The organism is Allobosea sp. 10L417, assembly GCF_056395485.1.
On the sequence record NZ_JBFTJP010000003.1, the window covers coordinates 363,479 to 385,357 of the forward strand.

A 21,879-nucleotide genomic window follows, 5' to 3' on the forward strand; every position below is an offset into this window, starting at 1 on the left:
GCGCGGCTCAGGCGTAGCGCACGCGCGGATCGAGCCACGCGAGCAGGAGGTCGGAGATCAGCGTGCCGATCACGGTGAGCGCGCTCAGCATCAGGATGAAGCTGCCGGCGAGGTACATGTCCTGCGCCAGCAGGGCCGAGAGCAGCAGCGGGCCGGCGGTCGGCAGGCTCATCACCACCGAGGTCACGATCGCGCCGGAGACGAGGTTCGGCAGCACCCAGCCGATGGTCGAGACGAAGGGGTTGAGCGCGACGCGGACCGGGTACTTGAACAGAAGCTCCATCTCGCCGAGGCCGTTGGCGCGGGCGGTCTGGACGTAGGGCTTGTAGAGCTCGTCGATCAGGTTGGCGCGCATCACGCGGATCAGTGCCGCCGTACCATGCGTCGCCAGCACGAAGACCGGCAGCCACAGATGCATGGCGAGGTCGCCGACCTTGGCGAGGCTCCAGGGCGCGTTGACGTATTCAGGCGAGAACAGCCCGCTGACGCTCATGCCGAAATAGCGCGAGAACACGTACATCAGCGCCAGCGCCAGCAGGAAGCTCGGGATGGCGAGGCCGAGGAAGCCGAGAAAGGTCACGACATAGTCGAGCCAGGAATAGCGCCGGACCGCGCTGTAGATGCCGATCGGCAGGGCGACGATCCAGGTGACGATCAGGGTGACGCCGGAGAGCAGGACGGTCAGCCCGAACCGATCCCACATCAATTCCGATACCGGCTTGTTCCACTCGAAGGACTCGCCGAAATCGCCGCGGAACAGGATGCCGGAAATCCAGAGCCAGTATTGCACATACCAGGGCTGATCGAGCCCATAGCGCAGCTTCAGCGCAGCCAGTGTGTCATTGTCGAGCGAGCCGCCCTGCTCGGCGAATTTGGCACTGAACGAGGTCAGGAAGTCGCCCGGCGGCAACTGGATGACCAGGAAGGCGACGACCGACACGGCGGCCAGCGTGGCCAGCGTATAGACGAGCCGTCTCAGCATGTAGCGGAGCATCGTGGACCTCCGGTGCGGGCGAGCGGGGCGAAGGGCCCGGAGCGCCGCTCCGGGCTCGATGTCGATGACCGGGCTATTCGTAGAAATACTGCTCGGGGTTGGTCGGGCCGGGCGTCATGTAGAAGAAGGTGTCCGGCATCAGATCGGGCACGTTGCGCATGTTGTTCTTCACGACGCCGTAATTATCCGCGTCCATGTTCGTGCCGATCACGTAGAACTGGTCGCGGGCGATCGCGAGGATCTTCTTCATCACCTCGATCTGGCCCGCCGTGCCGGGCGTCTTCTGCATCTGGACGTAGAGCGCCTGCTGCTGCTTGGCCGCCTCCGGCGGCTCCTCGGCATTGGGGTCTTTCGGGTTCTGGAAATAGATCCCCCAGGCCGAGGCGAAGGCCGCCTGGTTCTCGTAGGGGAAATACCATTTCGGATCGAGGATGCCGAGGAAGTCGTAGCCGCCGCCGCCGATCCAGACCATGGCGTCATGCTCGTTGGCGAGCATGCGGGCGAAGGCGAAGGATTCCTCGATGGTCTTGACCTGCATCTCGATGCCGACCGCGGCCCAGTATTTCTTGATCAGCTCGAGCGCGTCGATCTGGTAGCGGCGCGAGGTCGCGGCATCGACGGCGAAGGAAATGCGCTTGCCGTCCGGCCCGAGCCGGAATTTCTGCGCGTCGCGCTTGGCAAATCCCGCCTTGTCGAGCAACTCGTTGGCGGCTTTGGGATCGTACTTCGTGTACTGGGTCGCCATCTCCTTGTCATAGAGCGCGGTGCCCGGACGCGGCGCCGCCTGATAGGGCTGCGACTGGCCGGCATAGATCAGGTCGTTGATCTCGTCGCGGTTGATGGCGAGCGAGAGCGCGACGCGGACATCCTTGCTGCGGAAGACCTCGCGCAGCACCGGGTTCTTGCTGGTCAGGTTGAGCGAGATGCACATCGCGTTCGACCAGGCCGGCTGCGCCTTGAACAGGCGGTAGCCGCTGCGCTCGCGGTTCTGCGCCAGCACGATGCGCGTCTCCAGCCCGTTGAGGCGCTGGTTCTGCATGTCGAGCTCGCCATTGATCGCCTTGAGCACGATCGCCTGCTGGTCGCCCATGATGTCGAAGGTGACGCGGTCGATATAGGGCAGTTGCCGCCCCTCCGGATCGACCTTGAAGTAATAGGGATTGCGCTCGAGCACGACCTGCGTCGTGCCGCCATAGGGCACGGTGAGCCGCCACGGATCGAGCACCGGCCGGCCAGTATCGCGCCAGCGACCGGGGAAGCTCACCTTGTTGAGGAAGAGCGCCGCCCAGTTCGCCGCCTTGGCCTCGGTGACGAGCTTGTCGATGCCATCGGGATTGTACTTCTTGTGGAACTGCTTGAGGTAATGCGCCGGCGCCGCCGCGAGAATGTCCGACCCGAAGGTCGTCGCCATGTTCTCCAGCAACATGCCGTTCGGCCCGGTGAAGCGGAAGCGGACGGTGGCGTCGTCGATCTTCTCGACGATAACGGGGTCGTTGCCGCTGCGCAGCCAGCGCGGCACCGACGGCGTCAGCTCCTTGTTCATCAGCACGTCCTGATACCAGAACACGAGATCGTCGGCCGTGAACGGCGCGCCGTCGGACCAGCGCGTGCCCTTGCGCAGATGGAAGACGTATTCGGTGCCGTCCGGCTTGACGTCGACCTTCTCGGCGACGTCGGGTTCGACCGCAGTCCAATCGCGGTTCCAGCGGACGAGGCGGGTGTAGCCGACCGAGCGCTCGATCAGCGAGTCGCTGCCGCCCATCAGTGCCTGACGCCAGGTGCCGCCATATTTTCCGACCTTCTCGACCGGCTTCAGCACCAAGGGCTGCTCGGGCAGGCGCTGCTCAACCGGCGGCAGCTTGCCGCCCTTGACCAATTCGGAAAGCCCCGGCGCCTCCTTGTAGTCCGCGGCCCCGGCCGCGCCGGAGAGGACAAGGATCAGGGACAGCGCGACGCCACGCAGGGCGCGCCCAGGAAAAGCTGCCATCGTTTCCTCCGCTGCGCCTTCTGCTCATGGCGGGCGCTATGGAGTTACGTTATCGTTATCTCACTTATAGCGTCAACCCTCTTTAGAAAGGCAGTGCAAGACCCCTCCAAGGAGAATAACTGCAATCGAAAGTCGCATTTCTGGCGTTCGCGATCACCGAGAAATGCACTGGAAAGAGATATCGTTATCGTGAGATAAGGCGACATGAACATGAAGCCGGCCTTGCGGCCGCCAACCATCACCGATGTCGCTACCGCTGCCGGCGTCTCGCCGATGACGGTTTCGCGCGTCCTCAACGGCCGCGGCGGCGCTGGCGAGGACACGCGCCAGCGCGTGCTGCAGGCGGCCCAGGCACTGAACTACCGGCCCAACGCCTTCGCCCAGAGCCTGAAAAGTGACCGCTCGTACACGGTCGGCATCGTCGTGCCCGACATCGTCAATCCGTTCTTCCCCGAGATCATTCGCGGCGCCGAGCTGGTGGCGCGACCGGCCGGCTACACACTGCTCTCCTGCAACGTCATCGAGGACCCCGAACGCGAGGAGGAGGTCCTGGGCACGCTGCTCGACAAACGTGTCGACGGCGTCATCATCTGCAGCGCCCGCCTCGACGACGAACGGCTTCTGCACGCAGTCGCGCAGCACCGGGCTGCAGTGCTGATCAATCGGTCCGTTGCGAAACGCCATGCCGGCACGATCGAAGTCGACTATCGCTCCGGCGTGGAAGCCGCCGTCACGCAGCTCGTCGCCCAAGGGCGACGACAATTCGGCTTCGCGGCCGGGTTGGCTTCGTCGCATGGCGGGCGCAAGCGGCGGGAAGGGATCGAGGCGGCGCTGGCGCGCCACGGCCTTTCCCTCGCCCTCGATCTCCCCTGCTCGCCGGACCTTCAGGGCGGAGCCGACATCGCCGCCCGATTGCTGCCCGACGCAGCACGGATCGATGCCATGATCTGCTATAACGACCTGATCGCGCTCGGCTTGATGAAGCCGCTCGAGCAGGCCGGCATCAGGGTGCCGGACGATATCGCGATCGTGGGCTGCGACGACATTCCCGCCGCCTCGCTGGTGTCGCCGGCTTTGACCACGCTGAGGATCGCCAAGCAGGACCTCGGCGAGATGGCGATGCGGATGCTGCTCGACCGGATCGCCGGCCGCAACGCCCAGCAAGGCATCGTGATCGAACCGGACCTGATCTGGAGGGCGACGACCCCCCCCGCATAAGGGAAGGCTCGGATGCTCGGCTGTCTGCCGGTTGGAATGCGGCCATTTGCGCCTCAAGGCATTTGCAATGCGGATGACGGCTCCGCAATCGCCTTTAAGCGGGGCGATCCGGGGCTTTTTCCTTCCCGACCACAGAGGCTATGGCGGAAAAGGCAGCCACGCTGCCCAGGCTACGGGTTTCCCTGCGCGTCACGAGATACTCCCCGGCCACGACATCAAAATCGGAAACCGCGATGGCCCTGAGCCGAGGGTCGAAACCTCGCTCCTGATCGAGCACGATGCCAATGCCGACCCCGGCCGCAACCGCCTCCTTCACCGCTTCACGGCTGCCCAGGACCAAATGGGGCGGAAGTTCGAGTTTGCGCTCTGCCAGAGCGGCCTCGAAGAGGTGGCGCGTCATTGAGCCGGGCTCGCGCGTTACCAGGCGCTGACCAGGCAAGTCCCGCGCCTCGACCTGCAGGCGATCCCACCAGGGGTGGCCGGCGTGAACCAGAATCTCGACGCGCTGTTTGACCAGGAAATCGCAGGCGAAATCGGGGTGGGGCTCCCTCAGGGTCGCGATGGCGATGTCGATACGGTGCTGCGCGACGAGCTCCAGCAGATTTTTCGAGTTCGCCAGCCGCACCTCGAGTTGCACGCCCGGATGCTCTGCGGTGAACCGCTCCAAGATCGGCATCGCCACATAGGGTGCGCAAAGGCCGATCGCGAGATGGCCGGTGGCAAGACTGCGGCCGTCGCTCATTCGCGCCGAGATATCGTCGAGCATCAGGATGGCCTGGCGCACTTTCGGCAGCAGGTCGAGCGCGTCAGCCGTCAGCTCGACGCCGCTCGCCGTGCGCAGGAAGAGGCGCGTCCCGACGGCGTCTTCCAGAGATTTCACATGCTGGGTGATCGCTGACTGGCTGACGCCGAGCGCCTGTGCAGCGGCCGAAAAGGTCGCGTGGTTCGCGACGGCGTGGAAGGCGCGGAGCTGAGCGAGATTCATAGGGCCGCTGGAATAAGTTCGACTTCATTTCAATGTCACATGATTTAGCGACACTTATATCACGACGGATTGCCAGACGGTACGGAGACTTTCATGCTCAGCCTCTCCACAACGATGATCGCGCGTCTCGCCGCCACGGCGGCGTTCGCGCTGGCGAGCGGCGCCGCCTTCGCCAAGGAAGTCGTGATCTACAACGCCTCCGACAGCGTCAACAGCGCGCTCGTCGGGGCCTTCAAGAAGAAGCACCCGGATATCGAGGTGAAATTCGTCTCCGGCTCCACTGGCCCGATCGCCGAGCGGGCCATCGCCGAGAAGGGCAAGCCGCAGGCGGATATCGTCTATCTCGTCAACAACGTCGCCCTCGAGCAGCTCAAGCAGGCCGGCGTGTTCGAGCCCTACGAGCCGAAGGGATCGAAGATCCTCCCCGCCTTCCGCGACGAGGACGGCTTCTACAGCAAGTACTTCGCCACCACGATGTGCATGGTCGTCAACAAGGAGCGGCTGGCGCAGAAGGGGCTGCCCATGCCGGCGACCTGGGAGGACCTGATCAAGCCGGTCTACCGCAAGGAGATCTCGCTGCCCTCGCCGCTGAAATCCGGGACCGGCGGCGCCATCCTGACGACCTTCGTCGACGCCTTCGGCTGGCCCTTCGTCGAGAACCTGAACGAGAACGTCTATCAGTATTCGGACGGCGGCTCCGGCGGCGCGCAACTCGCCGGCGCCGGCGAGGTTGCGATCGGCCTGACCTTCGACACCACCTGTTTCGAGACCAAGGCCGCGGGCAAGCCGGTCGAGATCGTCTACGGCCGGATCACCCCCAACGTCACCGAAGGCGGCGGTCTCGTCGCCGGCGGCCCGAACCCGGCCGAGGCGAAGATCTTCCTCGACTTCATGGCGGGCGACGAGGCTGCCGCCGTGCTCGGCAAGGTGGTCGGCGCCACGGCGGTGCCCGGGCACGGCCTGATCGACCTCAAGCAGATCGCGCTCTGGCAGATGCGCCGCCCCGTCGACATGACAGCCTTCCGGCGCGAATTCGCCAGCCGCATCCTCAAGCAGTGACGGATCCGCAGCGGTGATCGAACTGACGGCTCCGCCCGCTGCCACCGAGCGGCCGACCCTGACGACGGGGCGGCCGCATCTGGCCGTCCGCGACATCGTCAAATCCTATGGCGGCCCGATGCTCGCCGTCGACGGCGTCACGCTTGCTCTGGCCAAGGGCGAGTTCGTCACGCTGCTCGGCGATTCCGGCTGCGGCAAGACGACCCTGCTCAGGATCATCGCCGGCTTCGTCCGACCGGATGGCGGGCAGGTCACCCGTTCCGGGCAGGATGTAACAGAGCTGGCGCCGGCGCGCCGACGCATGGGCTTCGTGTTCCAGTCCTACGCATTGTTTCCGACGAAAACGGTCGCGGAGAATATCGGCTTCGCGCTCACGATCGCTTCTCGCAGCCGGGCCGAGCGCGAGCATCGGGTTTGCGAACTCGCGCGCCTGGTCGAGCTGGAGCGGCTGCTCGGACATTATCCGCACCAGTTGTCCGGCGGCCAGCAGCAGCGCGTCGCTCTGGCGCGCGCTCTCGCCTCCGATCCCGAGGTGCTGCTGCTCGACGAGCCGATGTCGGCGCTGGATGCGCGCATCCGCGTGAAGCTGCGCAACGAGCTGCGCATGATCATCGACAGGCTCGGCATCACCACGCTCTATGTGACGCATGATCAGGAGGAGGCGCTCGCCCTCTCCGACCGGGTCGCCGTCATGCGCAACGGCCGCATCGCGCAGATCGGCGCGCCGACCGAGATCTACCACCGGCCCTGCTCCGCCTTCGTCGCGCAATTCGTCGGCATCTCCAATCTGGTCGAGGGCCATGCGGCGCGCGGCGGCATCGATGCCGATGGCGAGTTCTGGCCGATCGCGCTCCCGGCGCATGTAAGGCCGGGAGAGCGCGTGACGGCCGTCTATCGGCCGGAGCACATCGTGGTTTCCGGCGCGGGAGAGGGGCTTGCCGGGCGGGTCGTAGGCGCGGCCTTTCTCGGGGCGGTCGTCCGCCTCACCGTGACGCTCGAATCCGGGCGCACGGTCATCGCGGATTGCCCATCGCACCAGGCCGAGTCTTTCGGTCCGCGCGGCGCGCCCGTCGCGCTCCTGCCGGACCCGCAACGCGCGGCGCTGATTCCTGCCCGGACCTGCGCGTGATGCGACTGCTGCGCCAAATGCCGCGCGCGCTCATCAGCGGCGTCGTCGCGCTGCTGCTGATCGTCTTCATCGGCGTGCCGGTCGGCGCCGTCCTGGTCGAGAGCTTCGTGATCTCCGGCCCGATGTCCCCTGTGCGGCTCAAGGCCGTCACGGTCGACGCGCTGAGCCGGCTGCCGGAGCAGGAGAGCGCTGCCCTGATCCAGCGCTGGGGCGAGACCGCGACGGAGGCCGAGCGTGTCGAGGCGACCGCCGCGGCTTTCCAGCTCGTCGGGCCCCCGCCGTCATGGGACCGCAAGGCGCCCTATTCGGATCAGGCGCGGGCCATGGAGACCGCACTCTCAGCCCTGCCACCGCAAGACCGCGAGCAGGTGACGCAGATCGTGACGCTCGCTCATGTGATGCTGCACAAGCGGACCGCGCTCGCCTTCAAGGTCAGGGACCTGATCGATCAGCAAGGCTTCGACACGTTGCGCAACGGGAGCGAGGCGCGCCGGGGTTTCGACCACTATCTCAAGCTCTTCCAGGATTCCTATCTGCGCAACGCCGCGCTCAACAGCCTGTCACTCGCCGCCTTGTCGGTGATGTTCACGGTGCCCCTCGCCTTCGCGCTCGCCTATGGCATCAATTGCGGCGGCGTGCCTTGGCCGGCAACGATGAGAGGCGTCTTTCTGATGCCGCTGGTCGCCCCGCCGGTGCTGATCGCGACCGCCACGGTGATGCTCTTCGGCCGGCGCGGGCTGGTGACGCATACGCTGTTCGACCGAGGCCTGGGCCTGATCGACGCCGACGAGACCAATCTCTACGGCCTGCTCGGCGTCGTGCTGGCGCAGATGCTGCCCTTCATGCCGGCGACGCTGATCATCTTCGACAACATCCTGCGGCGGCAGGACGGCCGGGTCGACGACGCCGCCGCCAGTCTCGGCGCGGACCACTTCACCACCTTCCGGCACGTCACGCTGCCGCTCGCCTGGCCCGCGACCAAGCGCGCGATCGTGCTGGTCTTCATCATGAGCCTCACCGATTTCGGCAACCCGCTGATCCTCGGCCGCGATACGCCCGTGCTCGCCGGCATCATCTACGACGAGATCACCGCCTATCGGAACACGCCGCTGGCGGCGGCGCTCTGCGTCTGGCTCATCATTCCCTCGCTTGTTCTCTATCTCGGCCTCGAACTGCTGGGGCGGCGCAAGGGCTACACGAGCGCAAGCGTCGCGGCGCGCTCGGAGCTCTCGGCGCCACGCTCCTGGCGTATCGGCCTGACGGCCATTGCGGGAACCGTCGCGGTCCTGATCTTCGCAGTTTACGGCACCATGGCGCTCGGCGCGGTGACCCGAGTCTGGGGCACGGATTGGAGCCTGACACTCGGCTATTTCACGGCCGAGGGTGTCAATATCGGCCTCGCCGGCGCCGGCTATGGCAGCTCGGACCGCGGCCTCGGGCTCGTCTGGGAGAGCCTGCGCATCGGCATCGTCGCCGGCCCGATCGGCGGGCTTTTTGCCGTGGTGATTGCCTATGTCGTCGAGCGCCTGCGGCCGCCCGGCGCCAATCTCATCGTCTTTCTGGTGCTGGTGCCGGCGATACTGCCCGGCATCATCTTCGGCATCGGCTACATCGTCGCCTTCAACCTCCCCTTCGGCATTCCCGCCCTGTCGTTGACCGGCACTTCGGCGATCCTGGTCGTCAACATCCTGTTTTCGAACATCTTCGTCGGCGTGCTCGCCGCGCGCGCCGCGCTTCAGCGCGTCGACCGCTCGATCGACGAGGCCGCCGAGAGCCTCGGCGCCGGGCTCATCTCGCGCTTCGTGAGCGTAACCCTGCCGATCCTTCTGCCGGCCCTGCTGCTCGGGACCCTCTATGTCTTCATCGACGCACTGACGACCCTCTCCTCGGTGATCTTCCTGGTCTCGGGCAACCACAAGCTCGCCTCGGTCGCGATCTTCAACCACGCCAATTCCGGCGAATACGGCTATGCCGCCGCCAAGAGCCTCGTCCTGCTCGCCTTCGCGCTCACGGCCATCGCTCTGGCGCGGCTGATCGAGCGCCATCGGGAGACCGCAAGGCACCGCCGCCCGCCTTCGGCTCTGCCCGGCCTCCCTTCAGCGATCTCCCGGTAGATGCCGATGCCCCCCGATCTCGTCTCGCGCGATGCTGCCGCTTTCTTTCATCAGGAGGGATCGAGCCCTTGTCTTTCGGCTCTGCGGGCCGCCCAGGGCATCTGGCTGGAGGACGTCGACGGACGGCGCTTCATCGACCTGCATGGCAATACCGTCCATCATCTCGGGCATCGCCATCCGCACATCATCGCTGCGTTGAAGCGCCAGCTCGACACACTGCCTTTCTCGCCGCGGCGCTACACCAATGAACCTGCCGTTGCGCTCGCCGAGAAGCTGCTCGCGCGCTGGCCCGGAGCGCCCGCCAAAGTCCTCTTCGCCACCGGCGGCTCGGACGCGATCGAGATCGCCTTGAAATTGGCCCGCGTCGCGACCGCCCGCCATGAAACGATCTCGCTCGAAGGCTCGTATCACGGCCACGGCTTCGGCAGCTTCGGCCTGTCCAAGGCCGCGCCCGATCCGCGTCTCGGCCCATTTCTGCCGGGGCGCCGGCATGTGACGCCTTACTGGGCGCCCGACGGAGCCCAGCGCATGCTCGCGGAGATGCGCGCCGCCTTCGCGCAGTCGGAGACAGGCATCGCCGCGGTCGTGGCTGAGCCGATCCGCTCGAACTGCCACATGCCCCCGGATGGGCTCTGGGCCGAGGTTCGCGATCTTTGTGACCGGCACGGCACCCTTCTGATCTTCGACGAGATCCCCTCGGGGCTCGGCAAGACCGGCCGCTTCTTCGGCTTCGAGCATGTCGGCGCCGTGCCCGACGCGGTCGTGCTCGGCAAGGCGCTCGGTGGCGGCGTGCTGCCGATCGCCGCCGTGATCGCGGATGCAAGGCTCGATATCGCTCCGGAGCTCGACCTCGGCCACTACACTCATGAGAAGAATCCGCTGACGACGCTCGCCGCCCTGACGGCGATCGAGATCATCGAACGCGATCAGCTGGTCGAGCGGGCCGCTCTGCTGGAGCAGCGGATCAGATCGCGGGTCGCCGAACTCGCCCGCGCGTGGCCGGCCATCCGCGGGGTTCGGGGCGCCGGCCTGCTGCTTGCGCTCGAATTCGACCCTGAGATGTGCGGCCTGGGACCGGGCCCCGGCTTTGCGGCCGACCTCGTGCGGGCCTGCATGGAAGCCGGTCTCTCGACCACCTCCAAGGGCGACTCCAGCATAGGGTTTTCCTTGCCCATGACCGTGAGCGACGCCGAACTCGATCTGATATTCGAACAAGTCCGGAAGCTGGCCGAGCTGCTTCAACGCTAGGCGCAGACGCGCGTCCGCAATCGACCATGGCTTCGGCAGCCCCACGGGCGGAGAGCCGGTCGCATCGTCGCCGTTCGGTTGGAGGGCGCCCGAGGGCTGGACCGCTACCGGCGCGACATCCGCCCGGCTCCAGAATGCCRGCGGCGAGGAAGGACACATGATGGCGCTCGTCACGCCTTGCGGGCTCGATAGCGCCTTTCCGGCCGTCGCGCGCCAGAAGCCCGAGGCGCCGAGCAGATGGCCACCGTCGCACGTGGCCTTCTCCAGCCAATGCCTCGATATCAGCGTTTCAAACTGTGAGGTTTCTCGCGGATCGGTAACTCAGCGTGTCCACCGGGCATCACCAATGCGGGCGCCGAAATGGCGGCCAAACGCAAGCAGCGCATCGATGATCGTCTGATCGTTGCCCTCAGACAGGGCGAAGAGCGGATAGGAGACGCTGACGGCGATCGACGTGCCCTTGTGCTTCTCCGTGAGAGCGATCGAGATCGCCTTGACGCCGTCGAAGAGTTCCTGATCGGAGATGGCGTAGCCACGCAGCCGCGTCAGGGCCAGCTCACGGAGCAATTCGTCGACCGAGTGGAGCGTCTGCCTGGTGGTCGCAGCCAGGGAGTCTTCGAACAAGCCGCGAATCTCTGCATCGGGCTTGAGCGAGAGCAGCGCCTTACCCATTGCCGCGGCATGTGCCGGCAGCCGGTGTCCAGGCTCGACGGCGAACTGAATCGGCTGCGAACCGCGCACCGTCTTGAGCACGACGACCTCGGCTCCGGAGAGCACCCCCAACCAGACCGTGTGCTGCGTCTCGCGGGCGAGCGCCTCCATCTCCTTCTGCGCCTGCTCGACGATGTCGAACTTGCGATGGAAGCCGGCAGCGAGCTGCACAGCGAGAATTCCTGCGCCGTAGCGCTGGGTTAGAGCGTCCTGCTCGATCAAGCCGCCGCCTGCCAGGGAAGCCAGCAGGCGCGAGGCCGTGCTGCGGTTGACCTTGAGATGACGACTGACGTCGCCGACCCGCAGCTCGCCACCTGATTCAACCATGAGCTGCAACGCGCTGACGGCCTTCTCGATCGATTTCACCTGACCTCACATTGCGGCTTGACGCGGCGGCAAAGCGCCGCCACCATAAATAAACAACACGTTGCATAATACGCAACACAACGAAAACGTCAACGGGAGAAGACGATGCGAGGAACCGGCGGCGCGCTGCTCTACGCGACCCTGAAGAGCCACGGCGTGAAGTGCTTGTTCGGGATGGAGGACCCGATCCATGTCTTCCACGCGGTCGATCGGTCGTTCACCCGCATCGTGACGGTGCGCGACGAGAAGCACGCTGCCATCATGGCTCATGGCTATGCTCAGGTGACCGGCCGACCCGGCGTCTGCGCGGCGACCTTCGGGCCGGGCGCGACCAATCTGATCACTGGCCTGCTGGAGGCACAGCGTTCCTCCGTGCCGGTAATCGCGCTGGTGCAGGACCACGCGCTGCGGCTGAAGAATAAGCATGCCAGCAGCGCGCTCGACCACGCCACGGCACTCAATCCTTACGTCAAGGAGGTCATCCGCATCGACATGGCGGAGCAGGCCGGCGATGCAGTGCGGAAGGCTTTCCGGATCGCGACGACGGGGCGGCCCGGCCCGGTCGTGCTTCTCTGCCCGGGCGATGTGATGGCGGCCGAAGCCGAGGCCGAGACCTGGGCGGATCCGACCTATGCCCATTTCCCGGCCAATCGCGTGCGGGCGAGCCGGGAGTCGATCGCCGGCGCCGCCCGGTTGCTGGCGGCAGCCCGCCGGCCGCTGCTGATCGCCGGCGGCGGCTCGATCATCTCCGGCGCCGAAGAGGAAATCCGCATCCTGGCGGAGCTGTTCGACATGCCCGTCGCGACCACGATGACCGGTCGCGGCGCCATCCCGGATTCCCACCCCCTGGCAGCAGGCCCGCTCGGTTCGACCACCGGAGGGCGCTATGGCCGCGGCCGCATCTCGAACACGCTGTTCGCCGAGGCGGATGTCGTCTTCGTGCTGGGCTCGCGCACCGGGCAGATCTGCTACAGCGACTGGTCGCTGCCGAAGCCGGGCACCAAGCTGATCCATCTCGACATCGACCCGGCCGAGATCGGCCGCAACTTCGCCACCGATGTCGCCATGGTCGGCGACGTGCGCGACACGCTCCGTGACCTCCTGGCCCATTGTGCCGAGCAGGGCCTGGCACGAACCGACGCGGCCAACCGCGCGCGTCTCCATGCCCTGACGCGCGACTGGCGCGACGAGTTCCGCCCCGTCGCCGTATCCGACCAGATTCCGATCCGGCCCGAGAGGCTGCTGGCCGAAATCTCGACCCGAGCGGATGAGAAGACCCTGGTCGTCACCGATGCGAGCTATGTCACCGGCTGGGCGATGAGCCATATCGACGTGCCCCGCGCCGGCCGCTTCATCCTGTCGCCACGCGGCACCGGCGGCATCGGCTGGAGCCTGCCGGCGGCGATCGGCGCCAAGATGGGCGATCCCTCGCTCAAGGTCGTCTGCGTCACCGGCGACGGCGCCTTCGGCTACGTCTTCAACGAGCTTGAGACTGCCGCGCGCTACGGCGTCGAGGTCGTAGTCGTCGTCTTCAACAACGGCACACTCGGCTTCCAGCGGCACTGGGAGCAGAAGGTCATGGGTCGCTATCTCGAATGCGACTTTCTCGACATCGATTTCGGCGAACTCGGCCGCGCGCTGAAATGCCAGGGCGAGCGCATCACCGATCCGGCCGGAATCTCCGCCGGGCTGGCGCGCGGGCAAGCGGCGAAGGGTCCTTACATCCTCGATGTCGTGATCGACCCGGACGCCACCGCGCCGATCGTCGGCTTCGAGACCATCCTCGCCGAGGACGCCGTTCACTGACACCGCGCTCACCAACGATCGAAGGGGCTGCCGGAGAGACAGCCCCAATCAGGGAGGGGAACAGCATGTTGAAACGCATCGCAGCCATGACGATGGCAGTCGCCCTTGCGGCGGTCGCGAGCCTGGCGGCTTCCACCGCCGAGGCGGGACCGACGCTCGACCGGATCATGAAGGATAAGAAGATGGTCGTGGGCGTCGCGCCCTGGAACCGCTTCGTCCTGCTCAATCCGAAAACCAACGAATACGAGGGCTTCATCGCCGACGATATTCGCAACTTCGAGCAGATGACCGGGATCAAGGTCCAGCTCGTCAACACCACGTGGAGCGGGCTGGTCGCCGGGCTCCAGGCCGGGCAATGGGACGTAGTGATGAGCGGGCTGGGCGCCACTCCCGAGCGCGCCACCGCCGTCGCCTTCACCGACCCGATCGGCTACCTGTCCTCGACCGCGATGGTGCGCGCCGACAGCCCCATTCAGCGCTTCGAGGACCTCGACAAGCCGGGCAACACCGTCTCGGTGGTCAGCGGAACCGCGGCACAGCAATTCGCGCAGCGAAGCTTCAAGAACGCCAAGGTGACCCCGCTCTCCGATACGGCTGCCGCGGTTCTCGAGGTCATGCAGGGACGTTCGACCGCCTATATCGGCGATTCCGTCTCGAATGCGCTGCGGGCCGAGGAGCGCCCGACCGAGCTGCGCAACGTCAGGTTTGCGGCCGACAAGACCGAATGGACGAGCATGAACCACGCGGTTCGCTACGCCGACCTCGACCTCGTGGTGTTCCTCAACACCTATGTCCGGGCGATGCAGTTGCGCGGCTGGTACCGCAGCCTCGCCGAGAAGTGGAACCTGCCGCCCGAGCTTGCCACCGGGCCGCGCTGAGCCAAGGCGGCCCGGCGATGCGCGGCCGCTCCGCCGCGCATCGCGCTCTCATTTCGTCTGCATCGCGCGTTCAGGTCCGCACATGAACTATACCTTCCAATTCGGTGTTCTCACCGACTATGGGCCGTATCTCGCCTGGGGCCTCTGGCATGCCTGGTGGACGAGCTTTCCGGCCATCCTGTTTTCGACCGTGCTCGGCATCGCCTTGGCTGCGATGAGCATGTCGCGCAGCAGAGCGGTGCGCGGTGTCTCGATCGTCTTCGTCGACCTGTTCCGCACATTGCCCGTGGTGGTGCTGCTGATCTGGATCCACTACGTGCTGCCGATCCTGACCGGCGCCTCGCTCTCGCCGACGATGAGCTCGATCATCGCGCTCTCGCTGAACGGAGCCGCCCTGGCCTGCGAGGCCTTCCGCGGCGGGCTCGAGGCGATCCCGCAGACGCAGGTGCAGGCGGCGCAGTCGCTCGGCTTCTCCCGCTGGAAGGTGATGCGCTACATCACCCTGCCGCAGGCCTTCTTCGCCACCTTGCCATCGCTGACCAACGTCCACATCACCGTGATCAAGAACGTGACCGTGACCGTGCTGATCGCGGTGCCCGAGGTGATGTTCCGCGCGCAGGAACTGACGGTTCAATTCTTCCGCCCACTCGAATTCTACACCGGCGCGGCGCTGCTCTATGTCGCGCTGATCTGGGGCTACACCATCCTGATGCGCATGATCGAAAGGCTGCAGAAATGGCAACCGATCTGAGGGCGGCCACCGCCATGCCTGCCGCGCGTGACTTCATTCGCATCCAGGACGTCCATAAATCCTATGGCGAGGTGAAGGTCCTCAACGGGATCTCGCTCGATGTCGCCGAGGGCGAGGTGCTGGTTCTGTGCGGGCCGAGCGGTTGTGGCAAGAGCACGCTGCTGCGCTGCATCAACGGGCTGGAGACGATCAATGCCGGCACCATCACGGTCAGCGGCCGCAACGTCGCGACCGCATCGTCCGACGAGCTCCAGAAGATTCGGCTGTCGACCGGCTTCGTCTTCCAGAATTTCAACCTGTTCCCGCATATGACGGCGCTGCAGAACATCACGATCGCGCCGATGAAGATCCTGGGCCGATCGGCACGTGACGCCAGTGACGAGGGCCGCCGGCTCCTCGAGCGCGTGGGGATGGCCGACAAGGCCGCCTCCTACCCGTTCCAGCTTTCCGGCGGCCAGCGCCAGCGCGTCGCGATCGCTCGTGCGCTGGCAATGAAGCCGACGCTGATGCTGTTCGACGAACCGACCTCGGCGCTCGACCCGGAGATGCGCGAGGAGGTGCTGCAGGTGATCCGCCAGGTCCATCATGATCACGGCATGACCATGGTCGTGGTCACGCACGAGATCGGCTTCGCCAAGAGCGTCGCCAGCCGCGCCATGCTGCTCGACGCCGGCGAGATCGTCGAGGAGGCGCCGGCCCGCAGCTTCTTCGCCAATCCGAGCCAGGAACGCACCCGCCGCTTCCTGCGAGCGATCGTCAACGACTAGCCACGGTGAGCCGGTGCGGGGGACAACCTCACCGCCGGAACCTCCGCTTCCTGGCGAAAAGCCGAGGTCTGCTCGTGGTGCAGCGTGACCTCGGGCTTCGCTAGGCTCCGCTGCCACAAACGGCTGGCTAGCGTGGCCAAGGAGCATGACGAAGCGGGCCCGAGGATGCGAAGCACGCGCCATCACTGGACATTGGGTCACGGCCAGCAAGCGGGCGTTCACATCCCGCACATCAGGGGCAAGGTGCGCCCCAATCCGGGGCGGCAACCTTCCTGCCGCCGTCATTGCTGGACGAACGACAGGTCGTTCGACGAACAGATAGCGGCCGGCTTCACACCACCAGATCGCGCTCCGGCACGGGTTCGCCGCGGGAGACGCGTGCCATGTTGTCGAACATGCGCTTGACCGTCGGCTCGAAATTATCGGCGGCCATCGCGGCGAGATGCGGCGTCACCACGAGATTGTCGAGCGTCAGCAATTCGCTATCGGCCGGCAGCGGCTCGACCGAGAACACATCCATGGCCGCGCCGGCGATCTCCTTCGCCTTCAGCGCCGCGACCAGATCGGCCTCGTTGACGACGCCGCCGCGCGCGACATTGATCAGCACCGCCGTCCGCTTCATCGCCCGCAGCGCCGCCGCATCGATCAGATTGGTCGTCTCCGGCGTCAGCGGGCAATGCAGCGAGACGACGTCCGCCTGCGCCAGTATCTCCGGCAGCGACGCATGCTTTACGCCCAGCGCTGCTTCTTCGGCGGCATCGAGCGGCTGGCGCTTGCTGTAGAGGATGGTGCAGCCAAAGCCCTTGAGCAGCTTCGCCAGGCTCTGGCCGATCGCGCCGAAGCCGATGATGCCGACCGTCTTGCCCGACAGCATGAAGGTGTCGCCCGGCAGCTTGCCGGTGGCCCAATGCCCCTGCTTCAGCTCGGCATTGCCATAGGCGATGAAGCGCAGTGCCGAGAGCGTGAGGCCGAGCGCGAATTCGGCGACGGGCACCGCGTTGGAGCCGGTCGTACGCGCGACCCTGATGCCGAGCTCCTTGGCTGCGGCGATGTCGATGTTGTCGTAGCCGACGCCCCATTTGTGCAGCAGCTTCAGCTTCTTCGCCGCACGCAGCACATCGGCGGAGACGCCGACCTGCCCGGAGATCGCGTAGTCGGCCTCGGCGATGATTTCCTTCATGTGCTCTTCGCCGCGCGCGGTCCCATGCGTCAGCACGAAGCCATCAGGCAGCAGCGCGCGAAGCCGGTCGGCCCGCTCGGGGCTGGTCATGTCGAGGAGGACGATGGTCTCGGGCATGGAAAGGTCCAGTCGAATACTCAAGTCAGGAATGCACGGAGATGCGGTCGGCGAGTTCAGGGCCCCAATCGCTGGCCCTACCCCGGAACGGCGGAGGTGGAGCACGAAGGCAGATATCGGCGCGCTTCCGCGCCGGACATCAGCCCTTCTGTGCCAGCGCGTCGAGGACCATCTTGGTCGCGCCGGAGATGTCTCCGAGCTTCTCGCCGGCCTTCACGCGCTCCTGGTTGCGTTCACCGCGCTCCTGCCGGGCGATGGCGGCGTCGGCAATCGCCTCCGCCTCGGCCCGCGGCAGCACCAGCACGCCGGATTCGTCGGCAAGGATGACGTCGCCGGCCTTGACCGAGACATTGCCGCAGGAGATCGGCAGGTTGAGCGTGCCGCCGAGATTGTAGAGCCGCGTGGTGATCGGCGACATGCCGCGGCACCACATCGGGAAATCGGAATCCTCAATCTCGGCGAGATCGGTGCAGGGACCATCGACGATGCCGCCGACCGCGCCGGCAGCCTTGGCCGCGACGGTGACGCCGCCGCCCCAGCAGGCATGCTTGTCGTCGCCGAGCCGATCGACAACCAGGATATCGCCAGGGCGAAGCAGACCGAGCGTGTGATGCAGCAGGGTCGAATCCTGCCCGGGGATCGCCAGCGTCACGGCCGCTGCGGCGATGCGCTTGCCGCGCAACAGCGGCTGGATGCCACGATCCATAAAGCCCCAGTGCTGGGAATGGCCGATGGTCGCGGTCTCGACCTTCTGCAGCTTCTCGACCAGCGCGGCCGGCAACTGCTCGGGCATGGCTTCGATGCGGTAATCGGGCATGAGAGTCTCCTATTTCCCTACGGCACGGGCGACGCCGACGAGGCGCTCGACCACGAGGACGACGGCGAGCGTGGCAACGATCAGAACAACGGACAGCGCCGCGATGAGCGGATCTGTGCGGCCTTCGACATAGCGGACCATCTCGACCGGTAGCGTCGAGGCGCGCGGCCCGGCGATGAAAAGCGAGATCACGGTCTCGTCGAAGGACAGCAGGAAGGACAGGCAAGCGCAGGCGATGAGGCCGGGCGTTGCCAGCGGCAGCGTCACCCGGCGAACGACGCGCCAGGGCGAAGCTCCAAGCGTCGCCGCAGCCGCCTCGATATCATCCGGCAGGTTCGCGAGCGCCGTCGTCATCATCCGAATGACGAAAGGCACCGTCACCGTCATGTGACCGAGCACGAGGCCTGGCAGCGTCGCCGTCAGTTTGAGAGGCGAGAAGAACAGCAGGAGTGCCAGACCCGTGATCAGCGTCGGCAGCAAGAGCGGCGCCAGGAAAAAGCCGTTCAGCGCATCCTTTCCGGCAAAGCGCCCTTTCGCGAGGGCGAGCGCCGCCGGCACACCGATCGCGAGCGAGAGCAAGGACACCACCGCGGCGATCCGCACGCTGAGCCAGAGCGCCGCAAGCAACGGCCCGTTGCCGGCGAGCTGCCGAAACCAGCGCAGCGAATAGCCGGAGGGCGGGAACAGGATGAAGTTGTCCGCCGAGAAGGACAACATTACCACCACGACGATCGGCGACAGGATCAGCACATAGACCAGCGCCGCAAAGCCGGAGAGAACGCGCCCTGCCCCGGTCATCGCTGCAGCCTCCCCGCCACCAGGTTGGAGACCACGAGCAGGGCGAGCAGCAGCACGAGTGTGTATATCGCCAGCACTGCCGCGACCGGCCAGTTGGTGTTGGTCGTCGCCTGCTCAAAGATCTCGGTCGCCAGCACGAAGACGCGCCCGCCACCGAGGAGCTTGGGCGTGATATAGGCCGACATCGACAGCACGAAGCCCAAGCCCGCCGCGAGCGCGATGGCCGGCAGGCTGAGTGGCAAGGTGACGCGCCAGAAGGTCCGGAACGGCGAGGCGCCGAGCGAGCGCGCGGCTTCCTCAAGCGTGCGGTCGAGGCGGCCGAAGCCGGCAAGCAGCGCCAGAATCATATAGGGCATGATGCTTTCGGCGAGGCCGATGGTGACGCCGGTCCAGTTAAAGACGAGCTTCAGCGGCGCTGAGATCAGGCCAAGAGACTGCAGGGTCGTGTTGACGAGCCCGCGATCGCCGAGAATGGCGAGCCAGCCGAAGACGCGCACCACGCCCGAAACCAGCATCGGCATGATCGCGACCACCGCCAGCAGGCCGCGAAAGCGAGTGTCCGTCCTGAACAGGAAGAGCGAAACGGGATAGGCGAGGCACAACGCGATCAGCGTCGAAAGCGTCGATAGCCAGAGCGAATTCAGCGTCAGTTCGAAGGTGAAGCCGTCATGCAGCGTGGCGCGCCAGGTCTCCAGCGACCAGGCCTCCACCATCGCGCCGGTCGGCCCGACCTCGTTGAAGGCGTTGCGGAACAGCCCGAGCGATGGCCAGGCATAGATGACGAGCAGGAACAGCGCCGCCGGGATCAGGAGAAGCGGCAGGCGTTGCGAGGCGGTCATGACGCCTCGCGTGCGAAGATGCGGCTCTCGCTGCGCGGCCAGACGACCGCCACCTCGGCGCCCTCTGCGGGAACCGCAATTCCGGACGGCATCTCGACGGTGAGCTGTCCATGGCCGCCGTCCTCGACCAGTACCTCGACATGGTCGCCGACATAGACGCTGCGCAGCACCCGGCCGGTCAGGCGCGCCGTATCGCCGCCGGCCGGTTCGGAAACCGGCACGATCCGCATGCGCTGCGGCCTGACGAAGAGATCGGAATCCGCGGCAGCGTCCACGGGCAGGGATTGCCCCCACACGGTCGCCCGGCCCTGCCCATCGCGCGCCAGCGGCAGCACGTTCGCCCGCCCGACGAATTCCGCGACGAAGCGGGTCGCAGGTCGCTCGTAGATGTCCTCGGCGCTGCCGATCTGCGCGATCCGGCCGCGATGCATCACGGCGATGCGGTCGCACATCGTTAGCGCCTCGACCTGATCATGCGTGACGAACAGCGTGGTAATGCCGAGCGAGCGCTGGATCGAGCGGATCTCGTGCCGCATCGCATCGCGCAGCTTGGCATCGAGATTGGAGAGGGATTCGTCGAGCAAGAGGAGGGAAGGCTGGATCACAAGCGCCCGCGCCAGCGCGACACGCTGCTGCTGGCCGCCCGAAAGCTCCTTGGGGCGGCGCAGGCCGAGCCCGGCCAGTCTGACGAGCGCCAGCGCCTCCTCGATGCGATTGGTGATCTCCCGCTTGGCTACGCCCCGTTCCTCCAGCCCGAAGGCGATGTTGCGGGCCACCGACAGATGCGGAAACAGCGCATAGGACTGGAAGACGTAACCCATGTTGCGCCGGTGCGGCGGCAATCGCGTGATCTCGGTGCCATCGAGAGAGATCGCGCCCCGATCGGGCGCGACGAGACCGGCCAGCATGCGCAGCGTCGTCGTCTTGCCGCAGCCGGAGGGGCCGAGCAGCGCGACGGATTCACCCCGCTCCATGGACAGCGATACATCGTCCACGGCCACGGCGTTGCCGTAGCGCTTCTGCAGGCTGGAGAGTTCGAGGTAGCTCATCGCAAACCGTTCAGCGCGCCGCCGCGATGACCTCGCGCCGCCAGCGATTGTTCCACTGGTCGCGCAGCTTCAGGATCTCGTTCCAGTCGACGCCGATCATCCGGGCGCGATTTTCCGGCGAGGCGGCCGTGCGGGCCAACGCCTTGGGATCGATCTCGGCCTTGCCGTTGACCGGCGCATAGAACATCCGCTCGGTGAACGCCTTCTGCGCGGCTTGCGACAATGCATGCGCCACGAAGGCGGCGGCTGCCGCCCTGTTCTTCGAGCCCGCAGTCAGGTTGATCGTGTTGACCTGGAAGACCGAGCCTTCCGGCGGGAGCAAGGCGTTGATCTTGCCGCCGGTCTGGTCGGAATAGAGCTGAGCGCGGGCGTTCCATCCTGTCGCCACCTTCGCCACGCCGTTGAGGATCAGCGAATAGCCGTCGGGGTTGGGCTCGAAGGTGGTCACGCCGGGCGCGAGTTCCTTGAGCTTCTTCATCGCGGCATCGATGGATTTGCGGTAGTCGCCGCCTTCCATCTTCTCGACCATTGCCGTCAGCGCGAGACCCTGGATGTTCGGCGGCGCGGCGAGCGCGATCTGCCCCTTGAGATCGGGCCGCCAGAGATCGGCGAGCTTGGCGAGCTGCGGCTTGAGCGCCGCATCCTGAACGATCACGAGATGGTCGAAAGTCACGGCAGGACCGTACTCGCCTCCAGCGGCGCGCGCCTCCGGCAACAGCTCGTTCAGCACCGGGAACTCGGCGGGCGTCAGCTTCTCGAACAGCCCTTCGATATTGCCGATGCTGGAGGTGGTGACGTCCATGATCGCGACGTCGGTCTGCGGGTCGGCCTTCTGCGCCCGCACGCTGCCGACCATCTGGGCCGAGGTGCCGCCGGGCACGTAGTTCACCTTGACGCCGGGATGCGCCTGCAGGAACGGCTCGATCACCGCCTTTGTGTAATTGTCCTGAAAGATGCCGGAATAGGACATCAACGTGATCTGCCCCGAGAGCGTCTGCGCCCTCAGGATGGCAGGCGCGGCGATGGTGGCGAGACCGGACTGGACGACGAGACGGCGGGTGATCAT

At 66.1% G+C, this 21,879-nt stretch carries 19 protein-coding genes; 9 read left to right on the forward strand and 10 right to left on the reverse strand.

The features are described 5' to 3' along the window. Positions 1-7 precede the first annotated feature (7 nt). Positions 8-994, reverse strand: coding sequence for an ABC transporter permease (locus tag AC1DE3_RS12155; RefSeq protein WP_476779744.1), 987 nt, complete (start codon positions 992-994; stop codon positions 8-10). A 73-nt stretch (positions 995-1,067) separates the two neighbouring features. Beyond that, positions 1,068-2,981, reverse strand: a complete 1,914-nt coding sequence (locus AC1DE3_RS12160) for an ABC transporter substrate-binding protein (RefSeq protein WP_476779743.1) — start codon at positions 2,979-2,981, stop codon at positions 1,068-1,070. Positions 2,982-3,185: 204 nt separating this feature from the next. Here AC1DE3_RS12160 and AC1DE3_RS12165 point away from each other — a divergent pair, with 204 nt between their 5' ends. After that, the gene (locus AC1DE3_RS12165) at positions 3,186-4,199 is read left to right on the forward strand and encodes a LacI family DNA-binding transcriptional regulator (RefSeq protein WP_476779742.1); all 1,014 of its coding nucleotides are present in this window, start codon (positions 3,186-3,188) and stop codon (positions 4,197-4,199) included. A 94-nt stretch (positions 4,200-4,293) separates the two neighbouring features. Here AC1DE3_RS12165 and AC1DE3_RS12170 read toward each other — a convergent pair whose 3' ends face one another. After that, entirely contained in the window at positions 4,294-5,184 is an 891-nt protein-coding gene (locus AC1DE3_RS12170; RefSeq protein ID WP_476779741.1) for a LysR substrate-binding domain-containing protein, read from the reverse strand. Between the two features lie 93 nt (positions 5,185-5,277). On the opposite strand from AC1DE3_RS12170, the gene AC1DE3_RS12175 reads away from it, so the two are divergent. Genes AC1DE3_RS12175 through AC1DE3_RS12190 form a run of 4 tightly spaced genes read left to right on the forward strand, consistent with a single transcriptional unit; the run spans position 5,278 to position 10,734 of the window. Beyond that, on the forward strand, positions 5,278-6,243 hold the full coding sequence (locus AC1DE3_RS12175) for an extracellular solute-binding protein (protein WP_476779740.1): 966 nt from the start codon (positions 5,278-5,280) through the stop codon (positions 6,241-6,243). 13 nt (positions 6,244-6,256) lie between these two features. Next, positions 6,257-7,372 carry an ABC transporter ATP-binding protein gene (locus AC1DE3_RS12180; RefSeq protein ID WP_476779739.1) on the forward strand — a complete coding sequence of 372 codons (1,116 nt, stop codon included), beginning with the start codon at positions 6,257-6,259 and terminating at the stop codon, positions 7,370-7,372. Continuing rightward, the gene (locus AC1DE3_RS12185; RefSeq protein ID WP_476779738.1) at positions 7,372-9,486 is read left to right on the forward strand and encodes an ABC transporter permease; all 2,115 of its coding nucleotides are present in this window, start codon (positions 7,372-7,374) and stop codon (positions 9,484-9,486) included. Before AC1DE3_RS12180 ends, AC1DE3_RS12185 begins: the two co-directional genes overlap by 1 nt. Beyond that, entirely contained in the window at positions 9,487-10,734 is a 1,248-nt protein-coding gene (locus AC1DE3_RS12190) for an aminotransferase class III-fold pyridoxal phosphate-dependent enzyme (RefSeq protein ID WP_476852399.1), read from the forward strand. It begins immediately after the preceding gene. A 321-nt stretch (positions 10,735-11,055) separates the two neighbouring features. On the opposite strand, the gene AC1DE3_RS12195 is transcribed toward AC1DE3_RS12190, so the two are convergent. After that, the gene (locus AC1DE3_RS12195; RefSeq protein WP_441509546.1) at positions 11,056-11,811 is read right to left on the reverse strand and encodes an IclR family transcriptional regulator; all 756 of its coding nucleotides are present in this window, start codon (positions 11,809-11,811) and stop codon (positions 11,056-11,058) included. A gap of 105 nt (positions 11,812-11,916) precedes the next feature. On the opposite strand from AC1DE3_RS12195, the gene AC1DE3_RS12200 reads away from it, so the two are divergent. The 4 genes from AC1DE3_RS12200 to AC1DE3_RS12215 all read left to right on the forward strand — a co-directional run bounded on the left by AC1DE3_RS12200 (position 11,917) and on the right by AC1DE3_RS12215 (position 16,013). Continuing rightward, entirely contained in the window at positions 11,917-13,617 is a 1,701-nt protein-coding gene (locus tag AC1DE3_RS12200) for a thiamine pyrophosphate-binding protein (protein WP_476779736.1), read from the forward strand. Positions 13,618-13,682: 65 nt separating this feature from the next. Further along, complete coding sequence (locus AC1DE3_RS12205) at positions 13,683-14,495, forward strand: transporter substrate-binding domain-containing protein (protein WP_441509548.1); 813 nt, start codon at positions 13,683-13,685, stop codon at positions 14,493-14,495. 82 nt (positions 14,496-14,577) lie between these two features. Further along, positions 14,578-15,246, forward strand: coding sequence for an amino acid ABC transporter permease (locus AC1DE3_RS12210; RefSeq protein WP_441509549.1), 669 nt, complete (start codon positions 14,578-14,580; stop codon positions 15,244-15,246). Continuing rightward, positions 15,231-16,013 (forward strand): amino acid ABC transporter ATP-binding protein, encoded by a 783-nt coding sequence (locus AC1DE3_RS12215; protein ID WP_441509550.1) that lies wholly within the window; start codon positions 15,231-15,233, stop codon positions 16,011-16,013. Before AC1DE3_RS12210 ends, AC1DE3_RS12215 begins: the two co-directional genes overlap by 16 nt. 331 nt (positions 16,014-16,344) lie before the next feature. Here AC1DE3_RS12215 and AC1DE3_RS12220 read toward each other — a convergent pair whose 3' ends face one another. The 6 genes from AC1DE3_RS12220 to AC1DE3_RS12245 all read right to left on the reverse strand — a co-directional run bounded on the left by AC1DE3_RS12220 (position 16,345) and on the right by AC1DE3_RS12245 (position 21,879). Continuing rightward, positions 16,345-17,310, reverse strand: coding sequence for a 2-hydroxyacid dehydrogenase (locus tag AC1DE3_RS12220; protein ID WP_476779735.1), 966 nt, complete (start codon positions 17,308-17,310; stop codon positions 16,345-16,347). Between the two features lie 139 nt (positions 17,311-17,449). Next, a complete protein-coding gene (locus AC1DE3_RS12225; RefSeq protein ID WP_476779734.1) occupies positions 17,450-18,127 on the reverse strand; it encodes an RraA family protein in 678 nt (225 codons plus the stop codon). Positions 18,128-18,136: 9 nt separating this feature from the next. After that, positions 18,137-18,925: an ABC transporter permease gene (locus tag AC1DE3_RS12230; RefSeq protein WP_476779733.1), complete on the reverse strand. Its 789-nt coding sequence runs from the start codon at positions 18,923-18,925 to the stop codon at positions 18,137-18,139. Continuing rightward, the gene (locus AC1DE3_RS12235) at positions 18,922-19,764 is read right to left on the reverse strand and encodes an ABC transporter permease (RefSeq protein WP_476779732.1); all 843 of its coding nucleotides are present in this window, start codon (positions 19,762-19,764) and stop codon (positions 18,922-18,924) included. Before AC1DE3_RS12235 ends, AC1DE3_RS12230 begins: the two co-directional genes overlap by 4 nt. Beyond that, complete coding sequence (locus tag AC1DE3_RS12240; RefSeq protein ID WP_476779731.1) at positions 19,761-20,813, reverse strand: ABC transporter ATP-binding protein; 1,053 nt, start codon at positions 20,811-20,813, stop codon at positions 19,761-19,763. Before AC1DE3_RS12240 ends, AC1DE3_RS12235 begins: the two co-directional genes overlap by 4 nt. 10 nt (positions 20,814-20,823) lie before the next feature. Beyond that, the gene (locus AC1DE3_RS12245; RefSeq protein ID WP_476852400.1) at positions 20,824-21,879 is read right to left on the reverse strand and encodes an extracellular solute-binding protein; all 1,056 of its coding nucleotides are present in this window, start codon (positions 21,877-21,879) and stop codon (positions 20,824-20,826) included.

Bases quoted from the DNA above. Each gene is read 5' to 3' on its own strand.
- AC1DE3_RS12155 (WP_476779744.1), bottom strand. From the start codon at position 994: ATGCTCCGCTACATGCTGAGACGGCTCGTCTATACGCTGGCCACGCTG.
- AC1DE3_RS12160 (WP_476779743.1), bottom strand. From the start codon at position 2,981: ATGGCAGCTTTTCCTGGGCGCGCCCTGCGTGGCGTCGCGCTGTCCCTG.
- AC1DE3_RS12165 (WP_476779742.1), top strand. From the start codon at position 3,186: ATGAACATGAAGCCGGCCTTGCGGCCGCCAACCATCACCGATGTCGCT.
- AC1DE3_RS12170 (WP_476779741.1), bottom strand. From the start codon at position 5,184: ATGAATCTCGCTCAGCTCCGCGCCTTCCACGCCGTCGCGAACCACGCG.
- AC1DE3_RS12175 (WP_476779740.1), top strand. From the start codon at position 5,278: ATGCTCAGCCTCTCCACAACGATGATCGCGCGTCTCGCCGCCACGGCG.
- AC1DE3_RS12185 (WP_476779738.1), top strand. From the start codon at position 7,372: ATGCGACTGCTGCGCCAAATGCCGCGCGCGCTCATCAGCGGCGTCGTC.
- AC1DE3_RS12190 (WP_476852399.1), top strand. From the start codon at position 9,487: ATGCCGATGCCCCCCGATCTCGTCTCGCGCGATGCTGCCGCTTTCTTT.
- AC1DE3_RS12200 (WP_476779736.1), top strand. From the start codon at position 11,917: ATGCGAGGAACCGGCGGCGCGCTGCTCTACGCGACCCTGAAGAGCCAC.
- AC1DE3_RS12205 (WP_441509548.1), top strand. From the start codon at position 13,683: ATGTTGAAACGCATCGCAGCCATGACGATGGCAGTCGCCCTTGCGGCG.
- AC1DE3_RS12210 (WP_441509549.1), top strand. From the start codon at position 14,578: ATGAACTATACCTTCCAATTCGGTGTTCTCACCGACTATGGGCCGTAT.
- AC1DE3_RS12215 (WP_441509550.1), top strand. From the start codon at position 15,231: ATGGCAACCGATCTGAGGGCGGCCACCGCCATGCCTGCCGCGCGTGAC.
- AC1DE3_RS12220 (WP_476779735.1), bottom strand. From the start codon at position 17,310: ATGCCCGAGACCATCGTCCTCCTCGACATGACCAGCCCCGAGCGGGCC.
- AC1DE3_RS12225 (WP_476779734.1), bottom strand. From the start codon at position 18,127: ATGCCCGATTACCGCATCGAAGCCATGCCCGAGCAGTTGCCGGCCGCG.
- AC1DE3_RS12230 (WP_476779733.1), bottom strand. From the start codon at position 18,925: ATGACCGGGGCAGGGCGCGTTCTCTCCGGCTTTGCGGCGCTGGTCTAT.
- AC1DE3_RS12235 (WP_476779732.1), bottom strand. From the start codon at position 19,764: ATGACCGCCTCGCAACGCCTGCCGCTTCTCCTGATCCCGGCGGCGCTG.
- AC1DE3_RS12240 (WP_476779731.1), bottom strand. From the start codon at position 20,813: ATGAGCTACCTCGAACTCTCCAGCCTGCAGAAGCGCTACGGCAACGCC.
- AC1DE3_RS12245 (WP_476852400.1), bottom strand. From the start codon at position 21,879: ATGATCACCCGCCGTCTCGTCGTCCAGTCCGGTCTCGCCACCATCGCC.